Origin of the sequence: Acetivibrio saccincola (assembly GCF_002844395.1) — a bacterium.
GTDB classification, from domain to species: Bacteria; Bacillota; Clostridia; order Acetivibrionales; family Acetivibrionaceae; genus Herbivorax; species Herbivorax saccincola.
Genome location: NZ_CP025197.1, coordinates 1979904 through 2002664 on the forward strand (window position 1 = coordinate 1979904; position 22761 = coordinate 2002664).

Sequence of the window (22761 nt, forward strand, 5' to 3'; positions counted from 1 at the left end):
ATTATGTAATATAAGTTTTTTAAGACTTTAATTACATTTACTTGAAGTAGATTTTTAATAGTTATATTCAATAGTATTATATATTCAGGTAGTATTTAATTCAAGTATTTATGCTGTTTTTAATAAATCAGTTCAAGCTGACCTTTCCGATTATATCATAAACACTTTTATATCCATAGGTTTCCATATACTTTTTGATACCATTTACAACATCTTCACAAGCTTTTGGATTTATAAAATTATATGTTCCCACCATTATTGCACTGGCCCCTGCTAACATAAATTCAACGGCATCCTCTCCGCTGGAAATACCCCCCATACCTATTACAGGCACATTCACAGTCTGTGCCACTTCATAAACCATCCTGACTGCAATTGGCTTTACCGCAGGTCCTGAAAGTCCTCCCATATTATTGGCAAGAATTGGTCTTTTTTTGTGTATATCAATTGCCATTCCTAAAATTGTATTTATAAGTGATATAGCATCCGCCCCTGAATCTTCTGCCGCTTTAGCCACTTCCTTTATATCCGTTACGTTAGGAGTAAGTTTTACTATTAGGGGTTTTTTGCAGTACTTTTTAACACTTTTTGTGATTTCACTTATTCCTTCAGGAGTAGTACCAAAGGCAACACAACCCCTTTTTACATTAGGACATGAAACATTTAATTCAATACCGTCAATATCCTCCCCTGACAGCATCTCTGCCATTTTACAATAATCTTCTATTGTGTTTCCTGCAATGTTTGCAATAATTTTAGTTTTGTATTTTCTTAAAAAAGGTATTTCATCCCTTATAAAAGCTTCAACACCGGGATTTTGAAGTCCAACACTGTTTAAAATACCCGCCGGAGTCTCTGCAATCCTGGGCGGCCTGTTTCCTTGCCTTGGCTCTAAAGTGAGTCCCTTTACCGCTATGCCTCCTATCATGTTAAGGTCAACATAGTCTTTAAACTCCCTTCCAAACCCAAAGGTGCCGGAGGCTGCAATAACAGGGTTGTCAAATTTTATCCCATTTATATCAACACTTAAATCAATCATCAAAAATCACCTCATCACTCCAAAATACAGGACCGTCCTTGCACACATGGCTGTACTTCCACCCGTCGTCACTTTTGGTTTTACAAGCACATACAAGGCAGGCACCTATTCCACAGCCCATTCTCTGTTCTAATGAAACCTGGCATTTAATATTATTCTTATTTGCAATGTCCACAACCTTCTTTATCATAGGCGTTGGACCACATGTATAAATTATATCAAATTTATTGTTTTTAATTTCCTCTTCTAAAGGCTCCGTTATAAGTCCCTTATAGTCTTCACTTCCATCATCAGTGGAGATAATAACACCATCACAGGCTTTTTTAAATTCATCCTTTAATACAACAAAATTCTTGCTTCTAAAACCTAAAAAAGCTGATTTTTTTGCGTCCTTTACTTCATTTAAAAGGTACAAAAGAGGAAAAATCCCTATGCCCCCGCCCACAACAGCTATATTTTTGTATTCTTCTAAAATGGTAAAAGGATTTCCTAAAGGACCTATTAAATCTAGTTTGTCCCCTTTAGATTTTTTTGATAAATACTCTGTACCAATACCCTTTATTTGAAATACAATGTCAACGGTTTTTTTTAATTTATCCACATTACATATACTTATAGGTCTTCTTAAAAGGGCATTTATCCCTTCGCAGCATTTAATATTGACAAACTGTCCTGGCTTTGCATTTTCTGCTATATATTCTGAGTTAATTCTCATTTTATAAATACTCTCTGATAACTTTTCTACCATCTCCACCTTTTCATTTAAAATCTTAGACATATTATCCTCCTAAATCAGTTAAATTAATTACTAAACACTTAAGCTAATCACCAAATCTTTTAACTTAATACACCGTTAATATCTTCTTTCATTCTCAATGCTTCAGCCCTTGAAGCCTCATAAAATTTTTCCTCTGTATATTTTTCCTTCCATCTTTCTGATTTATAAGCACACATAATACTCCTAGATGCATTTACTATAGCCCCTAATCCATCCGGGTTAAATGAGCTGGCTACATCTTTTGCAGTGCCACCTTGTGCCCCATAGCCCGGAACTAAAATATATGCACTTTTTAATATTTTTCTAAGTATTTTAGCCTGATTTGGGTATGTTGCACCTACCACTGCACCGACACTACTATATCCGTACTCTCCTTTTAAATCCCTTCCCCATTCTTCAATATGCTGTGCAACAATCTCATACATACTCTTTCCCGTCTCTGTAATAATATCCTGAAACTGGCCAGAGGATTTATTTGAAGTTTTTACAAGAATAAATATACCTTTGTTATATTTATCACAATCTTCTATAAAGGGTTTTATGCCATCTATTCCCAAGTAAGGGTTAACGGTAAGGGCGTCTACATCAAAGGCAGCTTCCTCTGTATCTTCTATTTTTGTTTTTCCCAAAAAAGCTGCAGAATAACTTTCAGCAGTAGAACCTATATCATTTCTTTTTCCATCTGCAATTACCAAAAGCCCTTTTTCCTTTGCATACCTGCATGTTTCATAAAAAGCCTTAAGGCCTTCAAGACCATACATTTCATAATAGGCCAGCTGGGGCTTTACAGCAGGTACGATATCATATACAGCATCAATAATGTATTTATTAAATGTAAAAATTGCATTTGCTGCACCTTTTAATGTTTTACCTTGTTTTTTAAAAGCCTCTTCTTTTATAAAAGAAGGTATATATTCAATTTTAGGGTCCAAACCAACCACGGAGGGATTGTTTTTTTCTTTAATTTTTTTAATTAGTACGTCAATAAACATCATTTCTTCTCTCCTGTTCTCTATAGAATATTTTTACTGTAAAATCTAAAGTAAAACTTTTTCCCTTACAAGTATTTTTCCGTTTACAATTGTGTAGTAAACTCTTCCGCTTAATTTGTACCCATCAAAAGGTGAATTTTTACCTTTTGATTTAAACTTTTGAACATCAACTAGAAATTCTTCATCTAAATCAACAATGGTTATATCTGCAGAACTCCCCACCTCTAAAGTACCTTTGCTAAGTCCCAATAAATTAGAAGGATTTACACACATCTTTTCAACTAATTGTTTTAAGGTAAGATGCCCTGGTTTTACAAGATAAGTTATCGCCAAAGGAATAGCCGTTTCAAAACCAGATATTCCGTTAGCAGCAATGTTAAACTCAACATTTTTTTCATCTATATGATGAGGTGCATGGTCTGTTGCAATTATATCAATAGTTCCGTCCTTTAACCCTTCTATAATTGCATCCACATCCTTTTTTGTCCTAAGGGGCGGATTTACCTTTGCAAAAGTATTAAAGTCACTGCAAGCCTCGTCAGTAAGCACAAAATAATGAGGACATGTTTCGCAGGTTACTTTTACTCCCCTCTTTTTTGCATGTCTAATGAGCTCTACCGAAAGCTCAGTACTTACATGGGCAATGTGAACCGGAACTTTTGTATATTCTGACAGTATAATATCCCTTGCCACCATAATTTCCTCTGCAGCAGAAGGTATTCCTTTAAGTCCTAATATGGTGGACTGGTACCCTTCATTCATAACACCTTCAGCCGACAGGCTAGGTTCTTCACAATGGGATATTATAGTTATGTCAAACATTGATGAATACTCCATGGCTTTCTTCATTAGTGAAGCATCCTCTAAAGGTTTCCCATCATCTGAAAGCGCAACTGCCCCGGCAAATTTTAATTCACCTATTTCTGAAAGCTCTTTTCCCTCTAAGCCCTTAGAAATTGCCCCAATGGGGTATACATTTACCATACCTTCCTGCTTTGATTTGTTTATAATGTACTTTATCACAGACTGATTATCAATAACCGGGTTTGTATTTGGCATACATGCAACGGATGTAAAACCTCCTACAGCAGCACTCCTTGTCCCGCTTTCTATATCTTCTTTGTACTCATAGCCAGGATCCCTTAAATGACAGTGGGCATCAACAAATCCCGGAAAAACATACTTGCCCTCTGCATATATTATATCCCCGCCGGAAAACTCTATATTCTCGCCTATTTCAGCTATTTTACCGTCTTCTATTAATATATCCGCCACTTTATCCAAATTCATTTTAGCATCTACAACATGTCCGCCCTTTATTAATATTTTCAATTAACGTCCCTCCTTGTTAAAAGATATAAAAGTGCCATCCTGACAGCCACACCGTTTGTAACCTGTTCATTTATAAATGACCTGTCGCAGTCAACCACTGAAGTGGTTAGCTCTACTCCTCTGTTTACAGGACCCGGATGCAGTATAATGGCATCTTTTTTTGCCAGTTTCAGCCGTTTTTCATCAAGCCCGAAAAATCTTGAATACTCCCTTATACCGGGAAGCAGCCCGCTTTTTTGCCTTTCTTTTTGAATCCTGAGGGCAATAACCACATCTGCATCAATTAAAGCTTCCTGAACTGTAGTAAAAACTTTTACACCTGTTTTTTCTATTTCAGGAGGCATCAGCGTTGAAGGACCTGCAACACAAACGTTTGCACCTAACTTGGACATCCCCCATATATTGCTTCTTGCCACCCTGCTATGATATATATCGCCTATTATGGCAACTTTTAAGCCTTTTAAAGTTTTTTTCTTGTCCAAAATGGTGAATATGTCCAATAATGCCTGTGTAGGGTGTTCATTCATTCCGTCACCTGCATTTATAACAGATGCATCTACATTTTTTGCCAACAAATGTGGTGCCCCTGCCATAGAATGCCTTAGTATGATTACATCTGCTCCCATCATATTAATGGTTTTAGCTGTGTCTATAAGGGATTCACCCTTTGCAACACTGCTTCCTACAGCTGATATATTAGCAGCACTGGAACTTAGGTATTTTGCAGCAAGCTCAAAGGATAATCTTGTCCTGGTACTGTTTTCATAAAACAAAGTAACAATGGATTTACCCTGCAAATGCGGAGCCTTCTTATTCTTTGAATTAAGAATAAGCTTCATGGTTTTGGCAGTGTTTAAAATATATTCAATTTCATCTGCTGTTAAATCTTTTAAACCTAAAAGATTTTTTGATCTTAAAGCCATTTCAACACCTCACTTATTAATAAAACTATTATAATTAATATATGGCATAAAACCCATGGGGTGGTATGGGTTTTAAGTTCATAAAAAGAAAATAAAAAAATAGTAAGAGGATAACCCCCTTACTATTTTTGATATCTATACCATTAAAAACTATATTCTTCCAAATTGTAATTTTGAAAATGAAATAGATAAAATAGAAAAGACAAATAACACTACCTTTCTTTAATTTAAAATAATCTATACACAATTGAGACTTGTCCCCTATTTTATCCAAACCAAACAACTTTCCCATTTAAAAAACCCCTACTTCTCTTTATTAATAAACAAAATTAATAAACACTAACAAATTTAAATAAAACAAATTAAATTCCACTAATATTAATGGCTGACTCCCTTTTCCATATCACATATGGTTACTGAATTTTCTCTGTCTATTTCATATAAATTAACATTTACAACTTCAAATTTGGATGTAGGAACATTTTTACCTACATAGTCAGCACGTATAGGAAGTTCCCTGTGTCCTCTGTCAATTAATACTGCAAGTTGAATTGCTTTTGGTCTTCCAATATCCATTAAAGCATCAATTGCAGCCCTTACGGTCCTGCCTGTAAATATAACATCATCTACAAGAACAATTTTTTTGTTGTCAATTTGAAAACCTATATCTGTCCCGTTTATTATAGGATGCTCAGCTAAAAGGCTTAAATCATCCCTGTACAAAGTTATATCTAAAATTCCTACAGGAATATCTTTTCCCTCAACACCTTTAATTTTCTCAGCAATCATTTTAGCAAGGGGTACGCCCCGGCGTTGAATTCCAATTAAGGCCAAATCCTCCACACCCTTATTTCTCTCTATAATCTCATGGGCTATCCTGGTTACTGCTCTAATTATTCCGCTCTCGTCCATTATAAAAGCCTTCACTGCCATTTTTCACACCCCTTAAACATTTTGAAAAAAAGGTTCTGTATCTTTTTTATTTCCATGCTGTGGTTCAAATTCCATACTGTAGTTCAATTCCTGCATTTAAATATAAACCTGCATGTTGGCATAAATAAAACTTCCCGCCAGACGGCAAGAAGCTAAGGTACAAAAGTATAATACCATGTTTAACTTTTACACTCTAACCTTTCCAGCCTCTCTGGACTCTTTTAAAGGTTTTTCTACTAACATATAAAGCTTGTAAAGATTTATTCACCCATTATATTATCACAACATAATATCCTTGTCTATATAAATTCCTCATACAATTTAAAAATTTTTTATTTTACCTACTCTGGGCTCTTTTCTTAAATTAATGCCCAATATCCCGCCAATACTCCCTGTCAGAGTACCAATGATAAACATTGTTATAACATGGATATTAATGCTAAAGTCCCCATATGAACTGCTGCTTAATAAAAATAACACAAGCATGTAAAAAAATCCAACAATCCCTCCATTTAGCCATCCTTTACTTTTGATGTACTTTGTAGAAGACCATCCGGCTATAACTACACTTAGCAATGTAGTAATAATTACAAAAGTGGATATGTATTTTTGTGGAAAATCAGTCAATATTAAAATATATGCAAATATTGCAAAAACAGGTATTGTAATTAAATATGATATAAGTATTGATTTTGCTATGTTCAATGCATTCGCATGCTCACTCATGATATTTTTTGCTGACTGACCGGTTTTATTAATCATATTGAATTGACCTCCATAAATAAATCTTTTTTATCACATTAATAATTTATTTATTTGTTTTTAAATTTAGAACAATTTTAAACAAACCTTTTTTTGCATTAATGCCTATATATTAATAAAATATTATGGGCTTAAATAGCCTAAAATAACAATGTGCTTTTTTAAAAAAATATTAATATTTTGTGCATTTTAAGTTGAATTTTAGGAGGTTCAGTTATGGGTTTTTTTGATTTTTTCTTCGGCTCAAACAAAAAAGACAGCTTGAAAGATAACAACCTTTTTGGACCTGCTGATACCGAACCAACAAACCTTATAGGAATAAATGAGGAGTTTTCAGGAAATTTGGCAGAAAATGATTTTGAATCTCCGTTTTACCGGGAAGATGATTCCTACTCCCAAAACGGAGTTCACATGGAAAATGCACAAAATACTTTTAAATTAGTTTATGACGGTATATTAGCCCAAAACGGGTCAGAAGAAATTTATGCAGTAGTGGGCTATGGAAATAACTTAAAATGGGAAGACGTGGAAGAGCACAAAATGACTAAATCAGATGACAATAAATTTGAACTGATGTTTACCGTCAAAAGACCCGGAAACATTAATATTGCATTTAAAGACAATGCTGAAAACTGGGACAATAACTCAGGTCACAACTATAATTTTGAAAACCACGTTTTTTAAAAAAGCACATAAAAGTGAGGGGTCGTCCCCTCACTCCTTAAAAATCAAAATTTATTATCTCCTCTTTTAATTTTTCCATATATTCTTTATCTTTTTTCCTCTCGTCAGGTGGTATTTTTATTTCAATTTCTTTTTTTAATTTGATGGGCGGTCCTGAAAACACATATATGCAATCTCCTAAATACAAAGCTTCGTCAATATCATGGGTTATAAAAAAAACAGCTTTATTGTTTTCTTTTAAATAATTTATAATATAGTCCATAAGACTTTTTTTCAGCTCTAAATGCAGTCCTTTAAAAGGCTCGTCCATTATAAGAATATCCCCTCTAAAGGCTAAAGCCCTGGCAATGCAAACCCTTTGTTTCATCCCTCCGCTTAGCTCATGGGGATAGTGGTTTTTAAATTCTGATAAGTTAACCAGGGAAATGTATTTATCAGAAAGCTTTTTGGCCTCTTCTTTTTTATAATGGCTCTCTAAAACAAATAAAATGTTTTCCTCCACCGTTGCCCAAGGCAAAAGGCGGTCTTCCTGAAATACATAGGATATTTTTTTCCCTTCCAATCCCTTAATTTCCCCGCCGTCTGCAGGCAAAATGCCGGCTATTATATTAAATAATGTGGTTTTCCCGCATCCGGAAGGCCCAAATATACAATAAACTTTATTTGGCTTAAAAATTAAATTTAAACTGTCTAAAACTTTTAAATTCCCAAAACTCTTTTTTAAATTATTTATCGTTAGCTCCAATTTTATCCTCCATACCATGTTTTTTTATTATTCTTGAAAATACAATCTCAAATATAAAACTTAAAAGTATTACAACAAAAGTCCATGCAAAGAGTTCAGTGGAATCTAAATAAGCTTTGGCAGTGTGCAGGTTACTTCCAATGGCAATCTTAGGATGGCTTAAAACCTCCGCCGCAACAGTTACCTTCCATCCAAGACCTAAGCATGTAATACAGGCTGCCGTAAAATACGGCAACACAGATGGAATGAATATTTTTTTAAATACAACGGTTTTTTTAACTTTATACACTTTAGACATTTCCAAAAGCTTTTTATCAACACCTTTAATTCCGGTGACAAGGTTTGTCCAAATTACCGGATAACACATGAGAAAGCATATAAATACAGGAACATTTCCAGATGAAAACCAAATTAAAGCAATAATTATAAAAGACAAAACAGGGGTTGACTTAATGGCTGTCATCAAAGGGTGAATCAAATTTAATACAAAGGCACTAATTGCTGAAAAGACAGCGGTTATTGCACCGATTACTATTGAAAGAAGAATACCTGCAACAACCCTGTATATAGAATATAGGACAGAAAGCCAAAAACTTTTTAAAAATACCAGCTCACTTAAGCGGATAAAAACACTTAAAGGGGACGGAACATAAATGTCCCGCCCTATTATTAAATGCACTGCCTGCCATATACACATCCAAAAAACAAATATAAGTATCTTGTTTAATATACTTTTTTTATTTTTTGTAGTAAAATCCGTCATCTGCTATTTTTCCCCCGACAGAATTAGGTTCAAAACTATACAGTATTTTATATATTTCCTGTAATGACTCTTTTGCCTCAATGGCATCCCTGTATACTATATTAGAATAGGGGATTGCATTTTTTGCAACCTGTGCATTAGGTAAAATACCGTACTTTTCAATTAACTTCGCCGCTTCATCTGTATTACTGTTTACAAAATTTACAGACTCTTTGTACTCATCTAAAAATTTATCCAATAGTTCCTTATTTTTTTCTGCAAACTCTTTTTGAACAATGATAACCCCCATTATTAGTTCTTTCCCGTCGGTTGCCTTTTCCCACTCTTTGGTAATATCTAGTGCAATTTTAACATTTTCATTTTTCATCATCGCCGTGGTTACATGGGGCTGGGGCAAAAGGGCAATTTCTACATCTTCTTGTGCAACCGCCGCACTAAGATCTGCATGTTCAAGGGTAAAATCAACAGTTACATCTTCACCTGCTTTAAGGTTATTTTTATCTAATAAGTACCGGAAGAGAAAATCCGGCATAGAACCCTTCCCGCTCACATTTACCGTCTTCCCTTTTAAATCTTCTATGGTACTTATACTGTCTCCGTTTTCTAAAAGATACAGTACTCCCAATGTATTTACTGCAGCCAGCTTCACCTGGCCGTCTGTACGGTTATGTAAAACCATGGCAAGGTTTGTGGGAACTGCTGCAATATCCACTTCCCCATTAATTATTTTCCCGTTTAAATCCTCAGGACTTCCAGTTAATGTAAAATCGTAATTAAGTTTGGTTTTTCCCTCACTGCCGTCCTCAATCAGTTTAACCATTCCCATTCCCGTCGGTCCGTTTAATGCAGCTACCCTTACGGTCTTTTCTTCATTTTTTTCACCGCTGCATCCTGCAACACTTAATATTAAAACTATTGAAATTATAACTGTCAATGTTTTTTTAAATGCTTTTTCCATAAGTGTATCATCTCCTTTTCTAAACGTAGTATATTATATCCCACATGTTACAGCATTTCAAACACATCATAATAATTCATGTTTTTTTCCCCTTCATTTATATTTATTTTCTTTGGTCTTTTCTCCTTCTAAAAGAGTCACTTTTATGATTTCTTCATTTCCATCCCCATCCATATCCACTTCTCCATTAGCACCCATTTCATCCTCATGATTAACAACTGATTCATCATTACACCCTGCCAGTACAAAAATAAATAAAATAATGGTATACAATATTTTCTTCATTAGCTGACCCCTTAAATAAATTTAACAATATTTTTTACCTGGTTTTGAGTTTAACACAATTAATTTTTATGTCCAATCATTTATCTGACTTTAAATCATTTATTTTATATGCTTTACAAACTTCCCATTTTAAGATAAAAAAGGAACTTAATTTAAGTTCCTTTTTTTATTATTCCTCTTCTAGTCTTTCAACATCACTTATTGCCCATTTTTTTATTTTTATCTGGGTTCTTTCTACACTTGTTTCAATTACAACTTCATCATCCTTGATGTTGATTACTTTTCCAACTATCCCCCCTGAAGTTGTAACAGTTTCACCAACCGTTACTGAATTAACCAATTCCTGATGCTGCTGCTGCCTTTTCCTCTGGGGTCTGATAATCAAAAAATACATAAATACAATAAAAAGCAAAGGCATTGTCAAGGCACCGAGTATACTGCCACCTGCGCCTACATTATTTGGAGCTTCTCCTCCCATAATTTTCTCCTCCTATATCTATATTTCTTAGTGCTTTTTTCTGTATACAAAAGCACATAAAAGCCTAGTTATACCCAAAATTTTTAAAAAACTCATTTCTAAAATCTAAAAGCCTGTCTTCTTTTATAGCTTCCCTTACATTTTTCATTAAATTCAATAAAAATCTTAAATTATGCCAAGTGGTAAGGCGTATGCCTAAAACTTCTTTTGCTTTTATAAGATGCCTTATATAGGATCTGGTAAAATTCTTACAAGCATAGCAGTCACAATCAGGATCTATAGGAGATTGATCCCTTGCATATAAAGCATCTCTTATAATCATTCTTCCCCTGCTTGTTAATACAGTGCCGTTTCTCCCTATTCTTGTCGGAAGAACGCAGTCAAACATATCTATTCCCCTTATTGCGCCCTCTACCAGGTAATCTGGGCTTCCAACACCCATAAGGTACCTGGGTTTGTCCTCCGGAAGAAGAGGTACTGTACACTCAAGCATTTCATACATTTCTTCTGCAGGCTCCCCAACACTAAGTCCCCCAATTGCATAACCCGGGAAATCCAGTTCTAAAAGCTCATATGCACTTTGCCTTCTTAGTTCTTTATACATACCTCCCTGTACAATTCCAAAAAGAGCCTGCGTTTCAGGGTTTTCATGAGCCTTTATGCATCTTTTAGCCCATCTGGTGGTTCTCTCTACGGATTTTTTGACATAGTGAAATTCTGCAGGATATGGAATGCACTCATCAAATGCCATTATTATATCCGCACCTAATTTATTTTGTATTTTTATTGCACTCTCCGGAGAAAGAAATTTTTTTGAACCATCCACATGGGATTTAAAGGTAACTCCCTCTTCTTCAATCTTTCTGAAATCCCCAAGGCTGAAAACCTGAAAGCCTCCGCTATCTGTTAGAATTGGTCTATCCCAATTCATAAACTTGTGGAGTCCTCCGGCCTCCTTTATAATATCTTCCCCAGGTCTTATGTGCAAATGATATGTATTGCTAAGTATTATACCTGCTTCAATGCTTTTTAATTCATCCGGTGACATTCCCTTTACAGTTGCCTGGGTACCCACAGGCATAAATGCGGGAGTGTCAAAATACCCATGGGGGGTATAAACCCTTCCCAGCCTTGCCCCAGTCTGTTTGCACTTTTTTATAAGTTCATATCTTATTGCGCTCATATCTCCCCTACTTTTCTGTTTTTATAAATTTGCGTCATTTTATAAACATAGCATCCCCAAAACTAAAAAACCTGTATCTTTCTTGTACTGCTTCATTATAAGCCTTTAATATATTTTCCCTGCCTGCTAAAGCGCTTACAAGCATAAGCAGTGTAGAACAGGGAAGGTGAAAGTTTGTAATTAATGCATCCACCACTTTAAAATTATATCCCGGATAAATAAAAATATCTGTCCATCCTCTTTGGGGCTTTACCATTCCATTTTCATCCCCAACGGTTTCTAAAACCCTGCTGCTTGTTGTGCCAACGGAAATTACCTTCTTTCCGTCTTTTTTAGCTTTGTTAATTCTATTACAATTTTTTTCATCTATCCAGTAATACTCACTGTGCATTTTATGCTCTTTTACATCTTCCGCTTTAACAGGTCTGAATGTTCCAAGACCAACATGAAGGGTTACAAAGGCAATTTCAACTCCCTTATTCCTCGCTTCTTCCAAAAGCTCTTTTGTAAAGTGAAGCCCTGCAGTGGGAGCTGCAGCGGAACCTTTGTGTTTTGAATAAACTGTCTGATACCTTTCAGAATCATCCAGCTTTTTGGTAATATACGGAGGAAGGGGCACAATACCCACCCTGTCTAAAACCTCTTCAAAAACACCATCATATTCAAACTTTACAAGCCTGTTTCCTTCCTCTACAATTTCTAAAATTTCAGCTTTAAGTTCACCATCACCAAAAATAAATCTCGCCTTTGGCTTTGCCCTTTTTCCAGGCTTTAAAATCACTTCCCAAATATCTTTTTCAATTTTTTTTAAAAGGACAAATTCTATTTTGCCTCCGGTGCCTTCCTTTTTTCCTAACAGTCTTGCAGGAAGCACCCTTGTATCATTTAAAACAAGACAGTCCCCTTTATTTAAATACCCAATTATATCTTTAAAAACTCTATGTTCAATATTTCCCGTTTCCCTGTCTAACACAAGAAGCCTTGACAGGTGCCTGTCCTTTAATGGCTCCTGGGCAATAAGCTCTTCCGGCAAATCATAATAAAAATCGCTGACTTTCATTTAAACACCATTTCTCTCTTAATTCTATTTAAATTCCACATGTAAAATAATATACATTAAAAATTATATATCTGCAAGGCTAAATTTAGTATTTCTTCTCCACTTTTGTGCCAGGAAAATAGTGACCAAGTATTTCATCATATTTATAACCATTGTTTGCCATGCCTTTTGCACCTTCCTGACTCATACCCACTGCATGTCCCCACCCTCTTCCTGTAAAAGTGAAAATTGTAGGAGTGGCAGGTATTTTAATTTTTTTATTTCCCCTGCTTACAACACTAACATCCCCACTAATTGTTGTAAGTCCTGAACTTGTCATTACTTTTTTTCCCGCTAGCTGTGTTTTTTCATAAGTATCCTCACCTGTTTTTACCAACACATCTGCATCTGTGGTAATATAAAACCACTGGCTGTCTAGATTTAAAAAACTTCTGGTATTGCTGTTTTTATATACCCTTTCACCTTTACTTCCCCTGACAACCAGTTCAATGGCTCTTCCTGCCTGAGATCTTTTTGTAACATCAATTCCTAATATATTTCCAATATCAAAACCCCTGCTTGCCATTATTTCAGCTATTTTTTTAGCTGTATACGACACTTCCCACTCATAGCGCCATGAAGTGCCGGACTCATATTTATCTTCCACACTTACAAGATAAGGATAACCGGTACTTCCCCATACATTTTTCACATCTTCCGTCCTACCGCCGCTTGAACTAAAATAAAATACAGCAGCAGGCTTTCCATTATAAGTTACTATTTCCCCTTTTGTATCATCAACGGCTTTATTGGTGGCTGCCGTCTCACCATTATAGCCTTTATAGACCTGGGAATATACCGTCCCACACATATCAAAATTAAGCCTATTGTATTTTCCCAAATTGTTTACAGAATAGGTCCTTGCTGCCACTGCCTGTGCTTTTAAGGCTTCCGGATGGGAACTTGCCTGAATTTCATAGGGTACGACACCATAAAGATACTCTTCTAATGGAAGGACATTTATTAAAGTCATGTCACTTCCGTCAATACGCTTTACTTCAAGACATCCCCTGAATCTTTTTTCATTATCTTTGTTAATCCTGAAAACTTTAGGCTGGTTTTCAGGTGACGGGGAAATTCCAAATACACTCTCATTGCTGTCAAATATAAATAACACTTTATTATTTTCCGACAAAGCTGCAATTCTTTTTAAAGAAGGCTGTACCACTGAACATTTATATCCATTTAGCTTAAGTTTTAAAACTTCCTCAATTGATTTTTCTGCCTCTTCATAGCTTAAATAGACTCCTTCCCATATTTGCCATTCATCATTATAAACCGGATAGGCATCAATACCGCTTTTCTTTATTTTATTAAGTTCATCAATTAAACTGTTATAGCTGTTAAATCCCCCGCAAATTTTAACATGATAGCTTTCTAAAGAGTTTTTGGCAAAATCTTTTGAAATTGTAATGGTATTTTTAAAGGTTTCCGGAATCAAAAAATTGAATTTATTGTCTTTAATAATGCCTAATTGAACTCCATTTGCTGCATCAATACTAAAGTTTGAAAGGGCGGTATACTGACCGGTCTGTGAATCATTAAAATAAAGGCCGATTCTAACAATTTCAGGTACATTTGCATATGTAACAACAGTGGTGAAAACAGCACATATACCAAAAATAACAACTGTGATTATACTTAAAAGTAACTTTTTCAATAGTTTACTCTCAGTAAAATTAATAAACCTCATTTTAATCCCCCTGCTTTATCTTTTGTAATTATTTTTTTAAATCTATTATATCTTTTATTTCGACAAAAAAATAAACTTCACCTTCTTTGTAATGGAATTGTAAAATATACCATTGCTTTTAGATTTGAAAAAGTAAATCCTAAATGCTAAAATTAATAGAAAACTATATAAAAAGTGTGGGATGCATATGGAAAGAGGATTAATACATATTTATACCGGCGACGGTAAGGGAAAAACAACGGCTGCAATTGGCCAGGGCATTCGTGCCTGCGGTAGGGGAAATAAAGTATATATGGTTCAATTCTTAAAAGGACAAAGTACAGGGGAATTATCAACTTTAAAAAAACTAGAACCGGATTTTAAAGTATTCCGTTTTGAAAAAATAAAGGATTTTGTGTGGAATCTTACCCAAAGCCAGTTAAAAGAGTTAAAATCCCAAATAAACACTGCTTTTTTGTTTATCAAGAATACCATTAAAAACTGTGATTGCGATTTATTAATTTTAGATGAAATTATGGGGGTTTTAAGCAATAATTTTATTGATACCGGTAGTGTAATAGAGCTTTTAAAGAACAAACCTGAAAAAATGGAAATTATTTTAACAGGAAGGGACGCACCAAAAGAATTACAGGATATAGCCCATTATGTTTGTGATATAAAAAGCATAAAACATCCCTTCCAATGCGGTATACCTGCAAGAGAAGGAATAGAGTACTAAAAAAGAGCTGTATTTAAGTTTTAACAGCTCTTTTTACTATATCTTTTTTAATATCTTTTAAAAATCTTTTAATACTCTGTCTAAAACTGTCTTATAAACCTTCTAAAATATATCTTCTAAAATATATCTAGAAACTGTCTATAACTAACCAAAGCTTTACTCTAAGCTTATATAATGCTGTTTTTACTCTAAGGAAAACTCCTTTTTAATTGAGTTTACTGCATCATCAATGCTTCTTTCATAAACCAGGCAGGATATATCAACTGCTGATGTTGTAATTAATTTTACTTCTATATTTTCTTTTGCCAATGCTTTAAACACCCTTGCTGCAACGCCGGGAGTATGCTTCATTTCTTCACCGTATACAGATACTTTGGAATTGTACGCATCCACTTCCACCAAAAAATTTCCCGTCATCTTTTTCTTATAGTCGTTTAGCAGGGTAATTGCTTTTACCATATCATCTGCCGGAAGGGTAAAGGATATACTTACTGTACCTTTTAAAGGTGCCGGCTTGCTAACCATGTCAATATTAATGCCCTCATCTGATAAGACTGCAAATATTTCTGAAATAAGATTTATGTCGTCTGGCATATTCCCTAAAGTTATCATAGCAACATTGTAGGAGACATCAATATTTGTTACAGGTCTTTTATCCATTTTTATACCTCCTCAAATAATAGAAGTTTCTATTTGCCCTGGATTAAATCATCCATATCATACATGCCTGCACCTTTTCCATGCATAAACACAGCTGCATTTAAAGCTCCTTCTGCAAATATTTCCTTTGACATTGCTATATGATTAATTTCAATTATCTCATCATTTCCGGCAAAAATCACTGAATGTTCTCCAACAATGGTTCCGCCCCTTACTGCATGAATACCTATTTCTTTTTTGCTTCTCTTTTTCCTGCTTGAATGCCTGTCATAAACATATTTTTGTTTTTCATCCAAAACAGAATTTACTGCATCTGCAATGGCTAAAGCAGTACCACTGGGGGCATCAATTTTTAAATTATGGTGTTTTTCGACAATTTCTATGTCAAAATCTTTTTCAAGGACCTTTGCCGCCTTCTTTACCAAATCTATTAATAAATTAACGCCAATTGACATGTTTGCAGCATAAAAAACAGGAATGTCTTTTGACGCAGCTTTAAGTGCATTTATCTGGGAATTTGCAAGTCCGGTAGTGGCAAAAACAGATGGTATTTTTTTAGCCAGGGCAAACTCAAGTAAGCTTTCTAATGCTTGAGGATGGGAAAAATCAATTATAACATCAATATCTACATTGCATTCCTTCAAATTGTCAAACACCGGATATGTATTTTTAATTGAAGTATTCACATCATATCCGGCAACAATTTTTAAATTTTCTTTTTTTTCAGCTAACCTGGTTATAACCTGACCCATGGCACCATTGCAACCACTTAATAATATTTTTATCATTTGAACCGCACTTCCTTTAACTTCAGTATATTATTTTTTCAATTTTTATGTGTTACTTTTATACAAATTTAAATCAAATTGTATTTCATCAAAACATTTTTCATCTTAGAAAGTTTCTCTTCGTCTAAGTCCACCAAAGGCATACGGCATTTTCCTACATTCATTCCCATAAGATTCATGGCAGCCTTTAAAGGCATAGGACTTACATCCATAAACAGCGCTTTAATCAAATCAACGTATTTTAGCTGCAGCCTCCTTGCTTCCTCTATATTTCCTTCTAGAAAGCTTACAACCATATTATGGGTATCTTTAGGAATTATGTTAGCCATAACAGAAATAACACCTTTTCCGCCTAAAGACAGCATAGGCACAGTTAAATCGTCATTGCCTGAGTAAACGGTAAAATCATCCCCGCAAAGATTGATAATATCTGCAACCTGATTGATATTACACTCTTTAATGGCAACAATATTGTCAATTTCAGACAATGCTTTTATTGTATCAGGTGCAATATTAAGATTTGTCCTTCCCGGTACATTATATAAAACAACAGGTATTTTAATGCTCTCTGCAATATCTTTAAAATGCCTGTAAAGACCCATTTGGTTTGTTTTATTATAATACGGGGTCACGCTTAATATAGCATCTGCACCAACTTCTTCTGCATATTGGCTAAGGCTTATTGCATGTTTTGTATCGTTACTTCCTGTCCCTGCAACAACAGGTATTCTTTTATTTACCTTTTCTACAGCAAATTTTATAACTTCTTTATGCTCTTCATCAGGCATTGTGGATGCTTCTCCAGTTGTCCCGCAAATAATCAGTGCATCAGTGCCTTCTTTAATCTGAAATTCTATAAGTTCTTCTAATTTTTCAAAATCCACACCATCTTCAGTAAACGGAGTAACAATTGCCACACCTGATCCTGTAAATACCGGCTTTCTCATGAAAACACCCCTTTTTAATTTCTTTAATTTTATTATATTATTTATTCCCCACTTTGTTCATTCCACATTTTAATTAATTCTTCCGCTATCTGAACTGTATTTGTTGCCGCACCTTTTCTGATATTATCTGCCACAACCCAAAAATTTATCCCGCTTTCAACACTGTCATCCCTGCGTATCCTTCCTACAAATACCTCATCTTTGCCGCTTGCATTTATAGGCAAAGGATAAATATTATTTGAAACATCATCTTCAACGATAACTCCGGGAGCATTCTTTAGTACCTCTTTTAACTCTTCTAAATCAAAGGGCTTTTCAAACTCAACATTAATGGACTCACTGTGGGAATTAAATACAGGCACCCTAACAGTTGTGGCTGTGACTTTTAAATCATCCCTTCCTAATATTTTCTTTGTCTCGTCAATCATTTTTTTCTCTTCCTTGGTATATCCGTCAGGAAGAAATACATCAATATGGGGCAAGCAGTTACCTGCTATTGGATGTGGAAACTTTTCAGGAGCCTTTCCTTTAAGCCCTTCTTCTAAATCCTTGTATCCTGCCATTCCGGCACCTGATACAGCCTGGTATGTTGAATATACTATTCTTTTAATCCTATATTTGTCCTCTAAAGGCTTTAAAGCTACAACAGCCTGTATTGTAGAGCAATTCGGGTTAGCTATAATGCCTTTATGGCGTGAAATTTCCCCGGGATTTACCTCCGGAACAACCAAAGGAACTTCTGGATCCATTCTCCAAAAACTGCTGTTGTCAACTACCACACATCCTTTTGACGCTGCAATAGGTGCGTACTTCTCACTTATACTTCCGCCTGCTGAAAACAGGGCTATATCTATCCCTCTGTCAAAGGACTCTTCTGTCAGTTCTTCAACTATATATTCTTCTCCATTAAAGGTTATTTTTGTTCCTGCTGATCGTTTTGAAGAAAAGAAATATATTTTTTCTATTGGAAGTTTTCTTTCTTCTAATACTTTTAAAATAGTCCGTCCTACCATTCCGGTTGCACCTACAACCGCCAGGCTTACCTGTTTCATATTAACTACCTCCTAAACTTTACATAATTAACAATAAATTAAAAAAGCTGGTCTTAAACCAGCAGTTCAAAATTTCAAGATACCTCTTATAATAATAACATCTTTTCCTTTGAACTGATAGCTCTCCATCAAATATATGATGACAGTTATATAGCTGTTAACCATATAACCAGAATATACCTATAAGGGTCAGTATATTCTTCGGCAGTTTCCCCTTTCAAATTCTATCATCAAAGCCCTTACCTTTCAAGAACCCTACTAATGAAAACTGCTCCTCTATCAAATTCCCTATATAATTGTTTGGAAGTATTCTAACATGTTTTTTCCACTATGTCAAATGCTTTTTTATTTTGATAGCGTCAATTTATTGTAGGAAAAAGAAAAGTAGATGGCATCCCATTTTTTATACAACTATTTCAAATAACGGTCTCTTAGTAACGAGAGTATTTTGCATAATTTGCATGCTGAGCTAATTATTTTCTTTTATAATTCCTCTAACTTATTGTCTATTATACCATATAACTCTTTCTTTCTATAAAGAATTCATTTTACTCAATACTTGTGACAAATTAGTACGTTTTGTTATCTATGTTCCTTCACATTTTATCGCTACTTTTAAAAGAAAAAAGTATTTCTATTGTACCATTTTCCATTTTTGAACAGGTTGTAAAGCCCGGCTGACAAGTAGTAGCGGGTCATGGTATTAAGTTTGCTTTTTCTTTTCTTTTCTTTTTATGTTTTCTTTGTCTTTTTCCAGATATGTATAATTTATTGATGGGCTTACTTGTAAACTTTCCGTAATTTTGCTTTATTATTACCTCATCCCTATCCGCATACATATATATAATGCCTAATTCTTTATATAAACCAGTTTACATTACTTTGAATATAACAGTACACACTCTCATGCCTGTTTGATGATTTCTTTAATTCCCATTAATTTTCCTGAATTTCTCTGCCATACTGCCGTTGATCTTTTGTTTTTGTTAACTATATCATATACCACGCCATTCTTCTTGTATATTATATTTTCGACACCTTTTCTTTTTCTATTCCAATAGCCTTTTCTTGAACTTAAACATTGAAAACCTTCGATTTCAATTGTATTTTATTTTCTATAGCTTTTTGTTTTTCATCTTTATATTCGCCTATTTCTCCTTGCATTTTTCTTAATGCAGCTTTATTTTTAATCTAAAATTTTCAGCATCTGCCTTACTCTCTTCATGTGTTCTACACCTACATATACTTCCCAATATTTCTATTATATTTCCTTATCTTATATGTCCTTTTCTAACTTAGTGTTAAACATCGTTAAAATACTGTTTTATCTTTTCTATAATTTCCCAATACTGTTTCCTTATTTCACAGTTACGGAAATATTGATCCATATCTTCAAGCACTTCTTTAAGTATATCGCGTCCAAGTTTAAATAAATCTTCTTTTAGACCAAGAACAAGATCAGCTAAGTCTTTTCCTTCTTCAATAAAATTTTTTATCTTTTTTTCAATGTTAGCGTAAAGTTATTGTAGGGAATGAGACATAAAATACCATATAAAATTGAAAAGAAGATGACATCCTGTTAAGATATTAATACAAAAAAAAATCTAACAGAAAGGATGACATCTTCTATGTATAATAGTATACAACATTTTAATGAATTTGGGGCAAAAAGAATTGAAAAAAAGATAAAAAATTTTATTGAAGAAGGAAAAGACTTAGCTGATCTTATTCTTGGTCTGAAAGAAGATTTATTTAAACTTGGACGCGATATACTTAAAGAAGTGCTTGAAGATATGGATGAATATTTACGTAACTGTGAAATAAGGAAACAGTATTGGGAAATTATAAGAAAAGATAAAACAAGTGCTTGAAGATATGGATGAATATTTACGTAACTGTGAAATAAGGAAACAGTATTGGGAAATTATAAGAAAAGATAAAACAGCTATTTTAACGACATTTGGAACACTAAGTTATAACAGGACATATTTTAAGCATAAGGAAAATGGTAATAGACAACACCTGGTCGACAGGATTGTAGGTGTAGAACCACATGACAGAGTAAGTGCCGATGTTGTAATTAATGCAATAGAAGAAGCAGCTGACAGCAGCTACAGAAAGGCAGGAGAAAAGGCGACATATATTGATGAAATCAGCAAACAAGCTGTGATGAATAAAATACATAATATTGAAATAGTTGAGCCTGAAATAAAAGTAGATAAAAAGAGAAAAGTAAAAATATTGTATGTTGAGGCAGACGAGGATCATGTAGCATTACAACAAAAAAGCACATTAAGACAGAATGAGAAGGGCAAGAGAAATACAATTATGCCAAAACTTGTATATGTGCATGAGGGAATTGACTTTGAAAAAAGTAATAAGAAGAGAAAAGTATTAAAGAATGTTCGATATTTTGGGGGTGTGTATAGTAATTCAGAAAATTTGTGGCTTGAAGTATCGGAATACATATATAAACAATATGACGTTGATTTTTTAGAGACGGTGTATATATCAGGAGATGGGGCGTCATGGATAAGGCAAGGAGTTAACTGGCTTTCAAAAAGTAAATTTGTACTTGATAGATATCATCTTCAAAAATATGTAAGAGTTGCAACCACACATTTAAATGATGAAGCAATAAGCCAAGATTTACAGGACGCATTGAATTTATCTGATAAAAAAAAGCTAACAAAGGTTTTTAAAAAGATAATCGAAAAGACAGGCGATAATGAAAGTAAAATAAAGGCTATAAAAAGTGCAAAGCGATATATTTTAAATAATTGGGATGGTATAGAAATAAGGTCAAACACAAGAATAGTGGGTTGTAGTGCTGAAGGTCATGTGAGTCATGTATTTTCATCCCGTTTAAGTTCAAGACCTAAAGGCTGGTCGAGAAAAGGTGTAGAAAAGATGTCAAAGCTGATAATATACAAGAAGAATGGCGGTAAGGTATATGACATAGTTATGGCACAAAAACAAAAAAAGTTAGCAGCTAGTAGGCAAGAAATTCAGGAAAAATTAATTAAGGAATTAAAGAAGTCATCAAACAGGTATGAGAGTGTATGGAATAGTAATTTAACTGTTATTCATAAGGGGTGTAAAACTGGTTTATATAAAGAATTAAGGCGTATTATAGGTATATGCGGATAGGGATGAGGTAATAATAAAGCAAAAATTACGGGAAAGTTTACAAGTAAGCCTATCCAATAGGAATTATACATATCTGGAAAAAAGACAAAGAAAAAGAAAAAACATAAAAAAAGAAAAAGAAAAGAAAAAAGCAAAACTTTAGTACCATGACCCGCGAAGTCCTACTACTTGTCAAGGCCGGGCTTTGCCCGCTTGTTTTAGCCTTGACAAAATGGAAAATGGTACAATAGAAATACTTTTTTCTTTTAAAAGTAGCGTTAAAATGTGAAGGAACATAGATAACAAAATGTACTGATTTGTGACAATCATTGAGTAAAATGGATTCTTTATAGGAAGAAAGAGTTATATGGTATAATAGAGAATAAGTTAGAGGAGTTATAAAAGAAAATAATTAGCTCAGCATGCAAATTATGCAAAATACTCTCGTTACTAAGAGACCGTTATTTGAAATAGTTGTATAAAAAATGGGATGCCATCTACTTTTCTTTTTCCTACAATAAATTGACGCTATCTTTTCAATTCTTTTTACCCCAAATTCATTAAAATGTTGTATACTATTATACATAGAAGATGTCATCCTTTCTATTTATTATTTTTGGTTAATTAATATCTTAACAGGATGTCATCTTCTTTTCAATTATATATGGTATTTTATGTCTCATTCCCTACAATAACTTTACGCTAACTTTATTTTTCTCAAAGTATGGTATAATTACTTAAAATACTTAAGGTATAATTAAATAATAATGCCATTATTAAACTGGATTTGTTATTTAGTTGTTCAAAAACAAAACGGAGG

At 34.1% G+C, this 22761-nt stretch carries 24 protein-coding genes and 1 riboswitch; of the genes, 4 read left to right on the forward strand and 20 right to left on the reverse strand.

Annotation, left to right across the window (positions count from 1 at the left end):
* Positions 1–127: 127 nt before the first annotated feature.
* From HVS_RS08890 to HVS_RS08925, 7 genes are all read right to left on the reverse strand, one after another.
* The gene (locus HVS_RS08890; protein WP_101301396.1) at positions 128–1039 is read right to left on the reverse strand and encodes a dihydroorotate dehydrogenase; all 912 of its coding nucleotides are present in this window, start codon (positions 1037–1039) and stop codon (positions 128–130) included.
* Positions 1032–1817 (reverse strand): dihydroorotate dehydrogenase electron transfer subunit, encoded by a 786-nt coding sequence (locus HVS_RS08895; protein WP_101301398.1) that lies wholly within the window; start codon positions 1815–1817, stop codon positions 1032–1034. Before HVS_RS08895 ends, HVS_RS08890 begins: the two co-directional genes overlap by 8 nt.
* A 59-nt stretch (positions 1818–1876) precedes the next feature.
* The gene (gene pyrF, locus HVS_RS08900) at positions 1877–2809 is read right to left on the reverse strand and encodes an orotidine-5'-phosphate decarboxylase (RefSeq protein WP_101301400.1); all 933 of its coding nucleotides are present in this window, start codon (positions 2807–2809) and stop codon (positions 1877–1879) included.
* Positions 2810–2854: 45 nt separating this feature from the next.
* On the reverse strand, positions 2855–4141 hold the full coding sequence (locus tag HVS_RS08905; protein WP_101301402.1) for a dihydroorotase: 1287 nt from the start codon (positions 4139–4141) through the stop codon (positions 2855–2857).
* A complete protein-coding gene (locus tag HVS_RS08910) occupies positions 4138–5064 on the reverse strand; it encodes an aspartate carbamoyltransferase catalytic subunit (protein WP_101301404.1) in 927 nt (308 codons plus the stop codon). The genes HVS_RS08905 and HVS_RS08910 overlap by 4 nt, the downstream gene beginning before the upstream one ends.
* A gap of 378 nt (positions 5065–5442) precedes the next feature.
* Positions 5443–5997, reverse strand: coding sequence for a bifunctional pyr operon transcriptional regulator/uracil phosphoribosyltransferase PyrR (gene pyrR, locus HVS_RS08920; RefSeq protein ID WP_101301408.1), 555 nt, complete (start codon positions 5995–5997; stop codon positions 5443–5445).
* Positions 5998–6318: 321 nt separating this feature from the next.
* A complete protein-coding gene (locus HVS_RS08925; protein ID WP_101301411.1) occupies positions 6319–6759 on the reverse strand; it encodes a TIGR04086 family membrane protein in 441 nt (146 codons plus the stop codon).
* 216 nt (positions 6760–6975) lie between these two features.
* Here HVS_RS08925 and HVS_RS08930 point away from each other — a divergent pair, with 216 nt between their 5' ends.
* A complete protein-coding gene (locus HVS_RS08930; protein WP_101301413.1) occupies positions 6976–7443 on the forward strand; it encodes a carbohydrate-binding protein in 468 nt (155 codons plus the stop codon).
* Positions 7444–7480: 37 nt separating this feature from the next.
* Here HVS_RS08930 and HVS_RS08935 read toward each other — a convergent pair whose 3' ends face one another.
* From HVS_RS08935 to HVS_RS08970, 8 genes are all read right to left on the reverse strand, one after another.
* Positions 7481–8188 (reverse strand): ABC transporter ATP-binding protein, encoded by a 708-nt coding sequence (locus HVS_RS08935; protein WP_235827668.1) that lies wholly within the window; start codon positions 8186–8188, stop codon positions 7481–7483.
* Entirely contained in the window at positions 8169–8951 is a 783-nt protein-coding gene (locus HVS_RS08940) for an ABC transporter permease (RefSeq protein WP_101301418.1), read from the reverse strand. The genes HVS_RS08935 and HVS_RS08940 overlap by 20 nt, the downstream gene beginning before the upstream one ends.
* Positions 8926–9909 (reverse strand): ABC transporter substrate-binding protein, encoded by a 984-nt coding sequence (locus tag HVS_RS08945; RefSeq protein ID WP_101301421.1) that lies wholly within the window; start codon positions 9907–9909, stop codon positions 8926–8928. The genes HVS_RS08940 and HVS_RS08945 overlap by 26 nt, the downstream gene beginning before the upstream one ends.
* A 93-nt stretch (positions 9910–10002) precedes the next feature.
* Positions 10003–10194 carry a membrane lipoprotein lipid attachment site-containing protein gene (locus HVS_RS08950; protein WP_101301423.1) on the reverse strand — a complete coding sequence of 64 codons (192 nt, stop codon included), beginning with the start codon at positions 10192–10194 and terminating at the stop codon, positions 10003–10005.
* Between the two features lie 169 nt (positions 10195–10363).
* On the reverse strand, positions 10364–10672 hold the full coding sequence (gene yajC, locus HVS_RS08955) for a preprotein translocase subunit YajC (protein WP_101301425.1): 309 nt from the start codon (positions 10670–10672) through the stop codon (positions 10364–10366).
* A 64-nt stretch (positions 10673–10736) separates the two neighbouring features.
* Positions 10737–11855: a tRNA guanosine(34) transglycosylase Tgt gene (gene tgt / locus HVS_RS08960; protein ID WP_101301427.1), complete on the reverse strand. Its 1119-nt coding sequence runs from the start codon at positions 11853–11855 to the stop codon at positions 10737–10739.
* A gap of 34 nt (positions 11856–11889) precedes the next feature.
* Positions 11890–12915: a tRNA preQ1(34) S-adenosylmethionine ribosyltransferase-isomerase QueA gene (gene queA, locus HVS_RS08965; RefSeq protein WP_101301429.1), complete on the reverse strand. Its 1026-nt coding sequence runs from the start codon at positions 12913–12915 to the stop codon at positions 11890–11892.
* Positions 12916–13000: 85 nt separating this feature from the next.
* Positions 13001–14647, reverse strand: a complete 1647-nt coding sequence (locus HVS_RS08970; protein ID WP_101301431.1) for a SpoIID/LytB domain-containing protein — start codon at positions 14645–14647, stop codon at positions 13001–13003.
* Positions 14648–14834: 187 nt separating this feature from the next.
* On the opposite strand from HVS_RS08970, the gene HVS_RS08975 reads away from it, so the two are divergent.
* The gene (locus tag HVS_RS08975; protein WP_101301433.1) at positions 14835–15365 is read left to right on the forward strand and encodes a cob(I)yrinic acid a,c-diamide adenosyltransferase; all 531 of its coding nucleotides are present in this window, start codon (positions 14835–14837) and stop codon (positions 15363–15365) included.
* A 183-nt stretch (positions 15366–15548) separates the two neighbouring features.
* On the opposite strand, the gene HVS_RS08980 is transcribed toward HVS_RS08975, so the two are convergent.
* The 5 genes from HVS_RS08980 to HVS_RS16540 all read right to left on the reverse strand — a co-directional run bounded on the left by HVS_RS08980 (position 15549) and on the right by HVS_RS16540 (position 19651).
* Complete coding sequence (locus HVS_RS08980; RefSeq protein WP_101301435.1) at positions 15549–16025, reverse strand: ACT domain-containing protein; 477 nt, start codon at positions 16023–16025, stop codon at positions 15549–15551.
* A 29-nt stretch (positions 16026–16054) separates the two neighbouring features.
* Positions 16055–16813 carry a 4-hydroxy-tetrahydrodipicolinate reductase gene (dapB, locus tag HVS_RS08985; RefSeq protein ID WP_101301438.1) on the reverse strand — a complete coding sequence of 253 codons (759 nt, stop codon included), beginning with the start codon at positions 16811–16813 and terminating at the stop codon, positions 16055–16057.
* 68 nt (positions 16814–16881) lie between these two features.
* Complete coding sequence (dapA, locus tag HVS_RS08990; protein WP_101301441.1) at positions 16882–17760, reverse strand: 4-hydroxy-tetrahydrodipicolinate synthase; 879 nt, start codon at positions 17758–17760, stop codon at positions 16882–16884.
* A gap of 41 nt (positions 17761–17801) precedes the next feature.
* Positions 17802–18812, reverse strand: coding sequence for an aspartate-semialdehyde dehydrogenase (locus HVS_RS08995; protein ID WP_101301444.1), 1011 nt, complete (start codon positions 18810–18812; stop codon positions 17802–17804).
* A gap of 110 nt (positions 18813–18922) precedes the next feature.
* Positions 18923–19099, reverse strand: a riboswitch (Lysine riboswitch).
* A 408-nt stretch (positions 19100–19507) separates the two neighbouring features.
* Positions 19508–19651: a hypothetical protein gene (locus HVS_RS16540; protein WP_159063433.1), complete on the reverse strand. Its 144-nt coding sequence runs from the start codon at positions 19649–19651 to the stop codon at positions 19508–19510.
* A 789-nt stretch (positions 19652–20440) separates the two neighbouring features.
* Here HVS_RS16540 and HVS_RS17200 point away from each other — a divergent pair.
* Together HVS_RS17200 and HVS_RS09000 are read left to right on the forward strand one after the other, a co-directional pair.
* Positions 20441–20683 (forward strand): hypothetical protein, encoded by a 243-nt coding sequence (locus HVS_RS17200; RefSeq protein ID WP_242971536.1) that lies wholly within the window; start codon positions 20441–20443, stop codon positions 20681–20683.
* Positions 20676–21962, forward strand: a complete 1287-nt coding sequence (locus HVS_RS09000) for an ISLre2 family transposase (RefSeq protein ID WP_242971537.1) — start codon at positions 20676–20678, stop codon at positions 21960–21962. Before HVS_RS17200 ends, HVS_RS09000 begins: the two co-directional genes overlap by 8 nt.
* Positions 21963–22761: the final 799 nt, after the last annotated feature.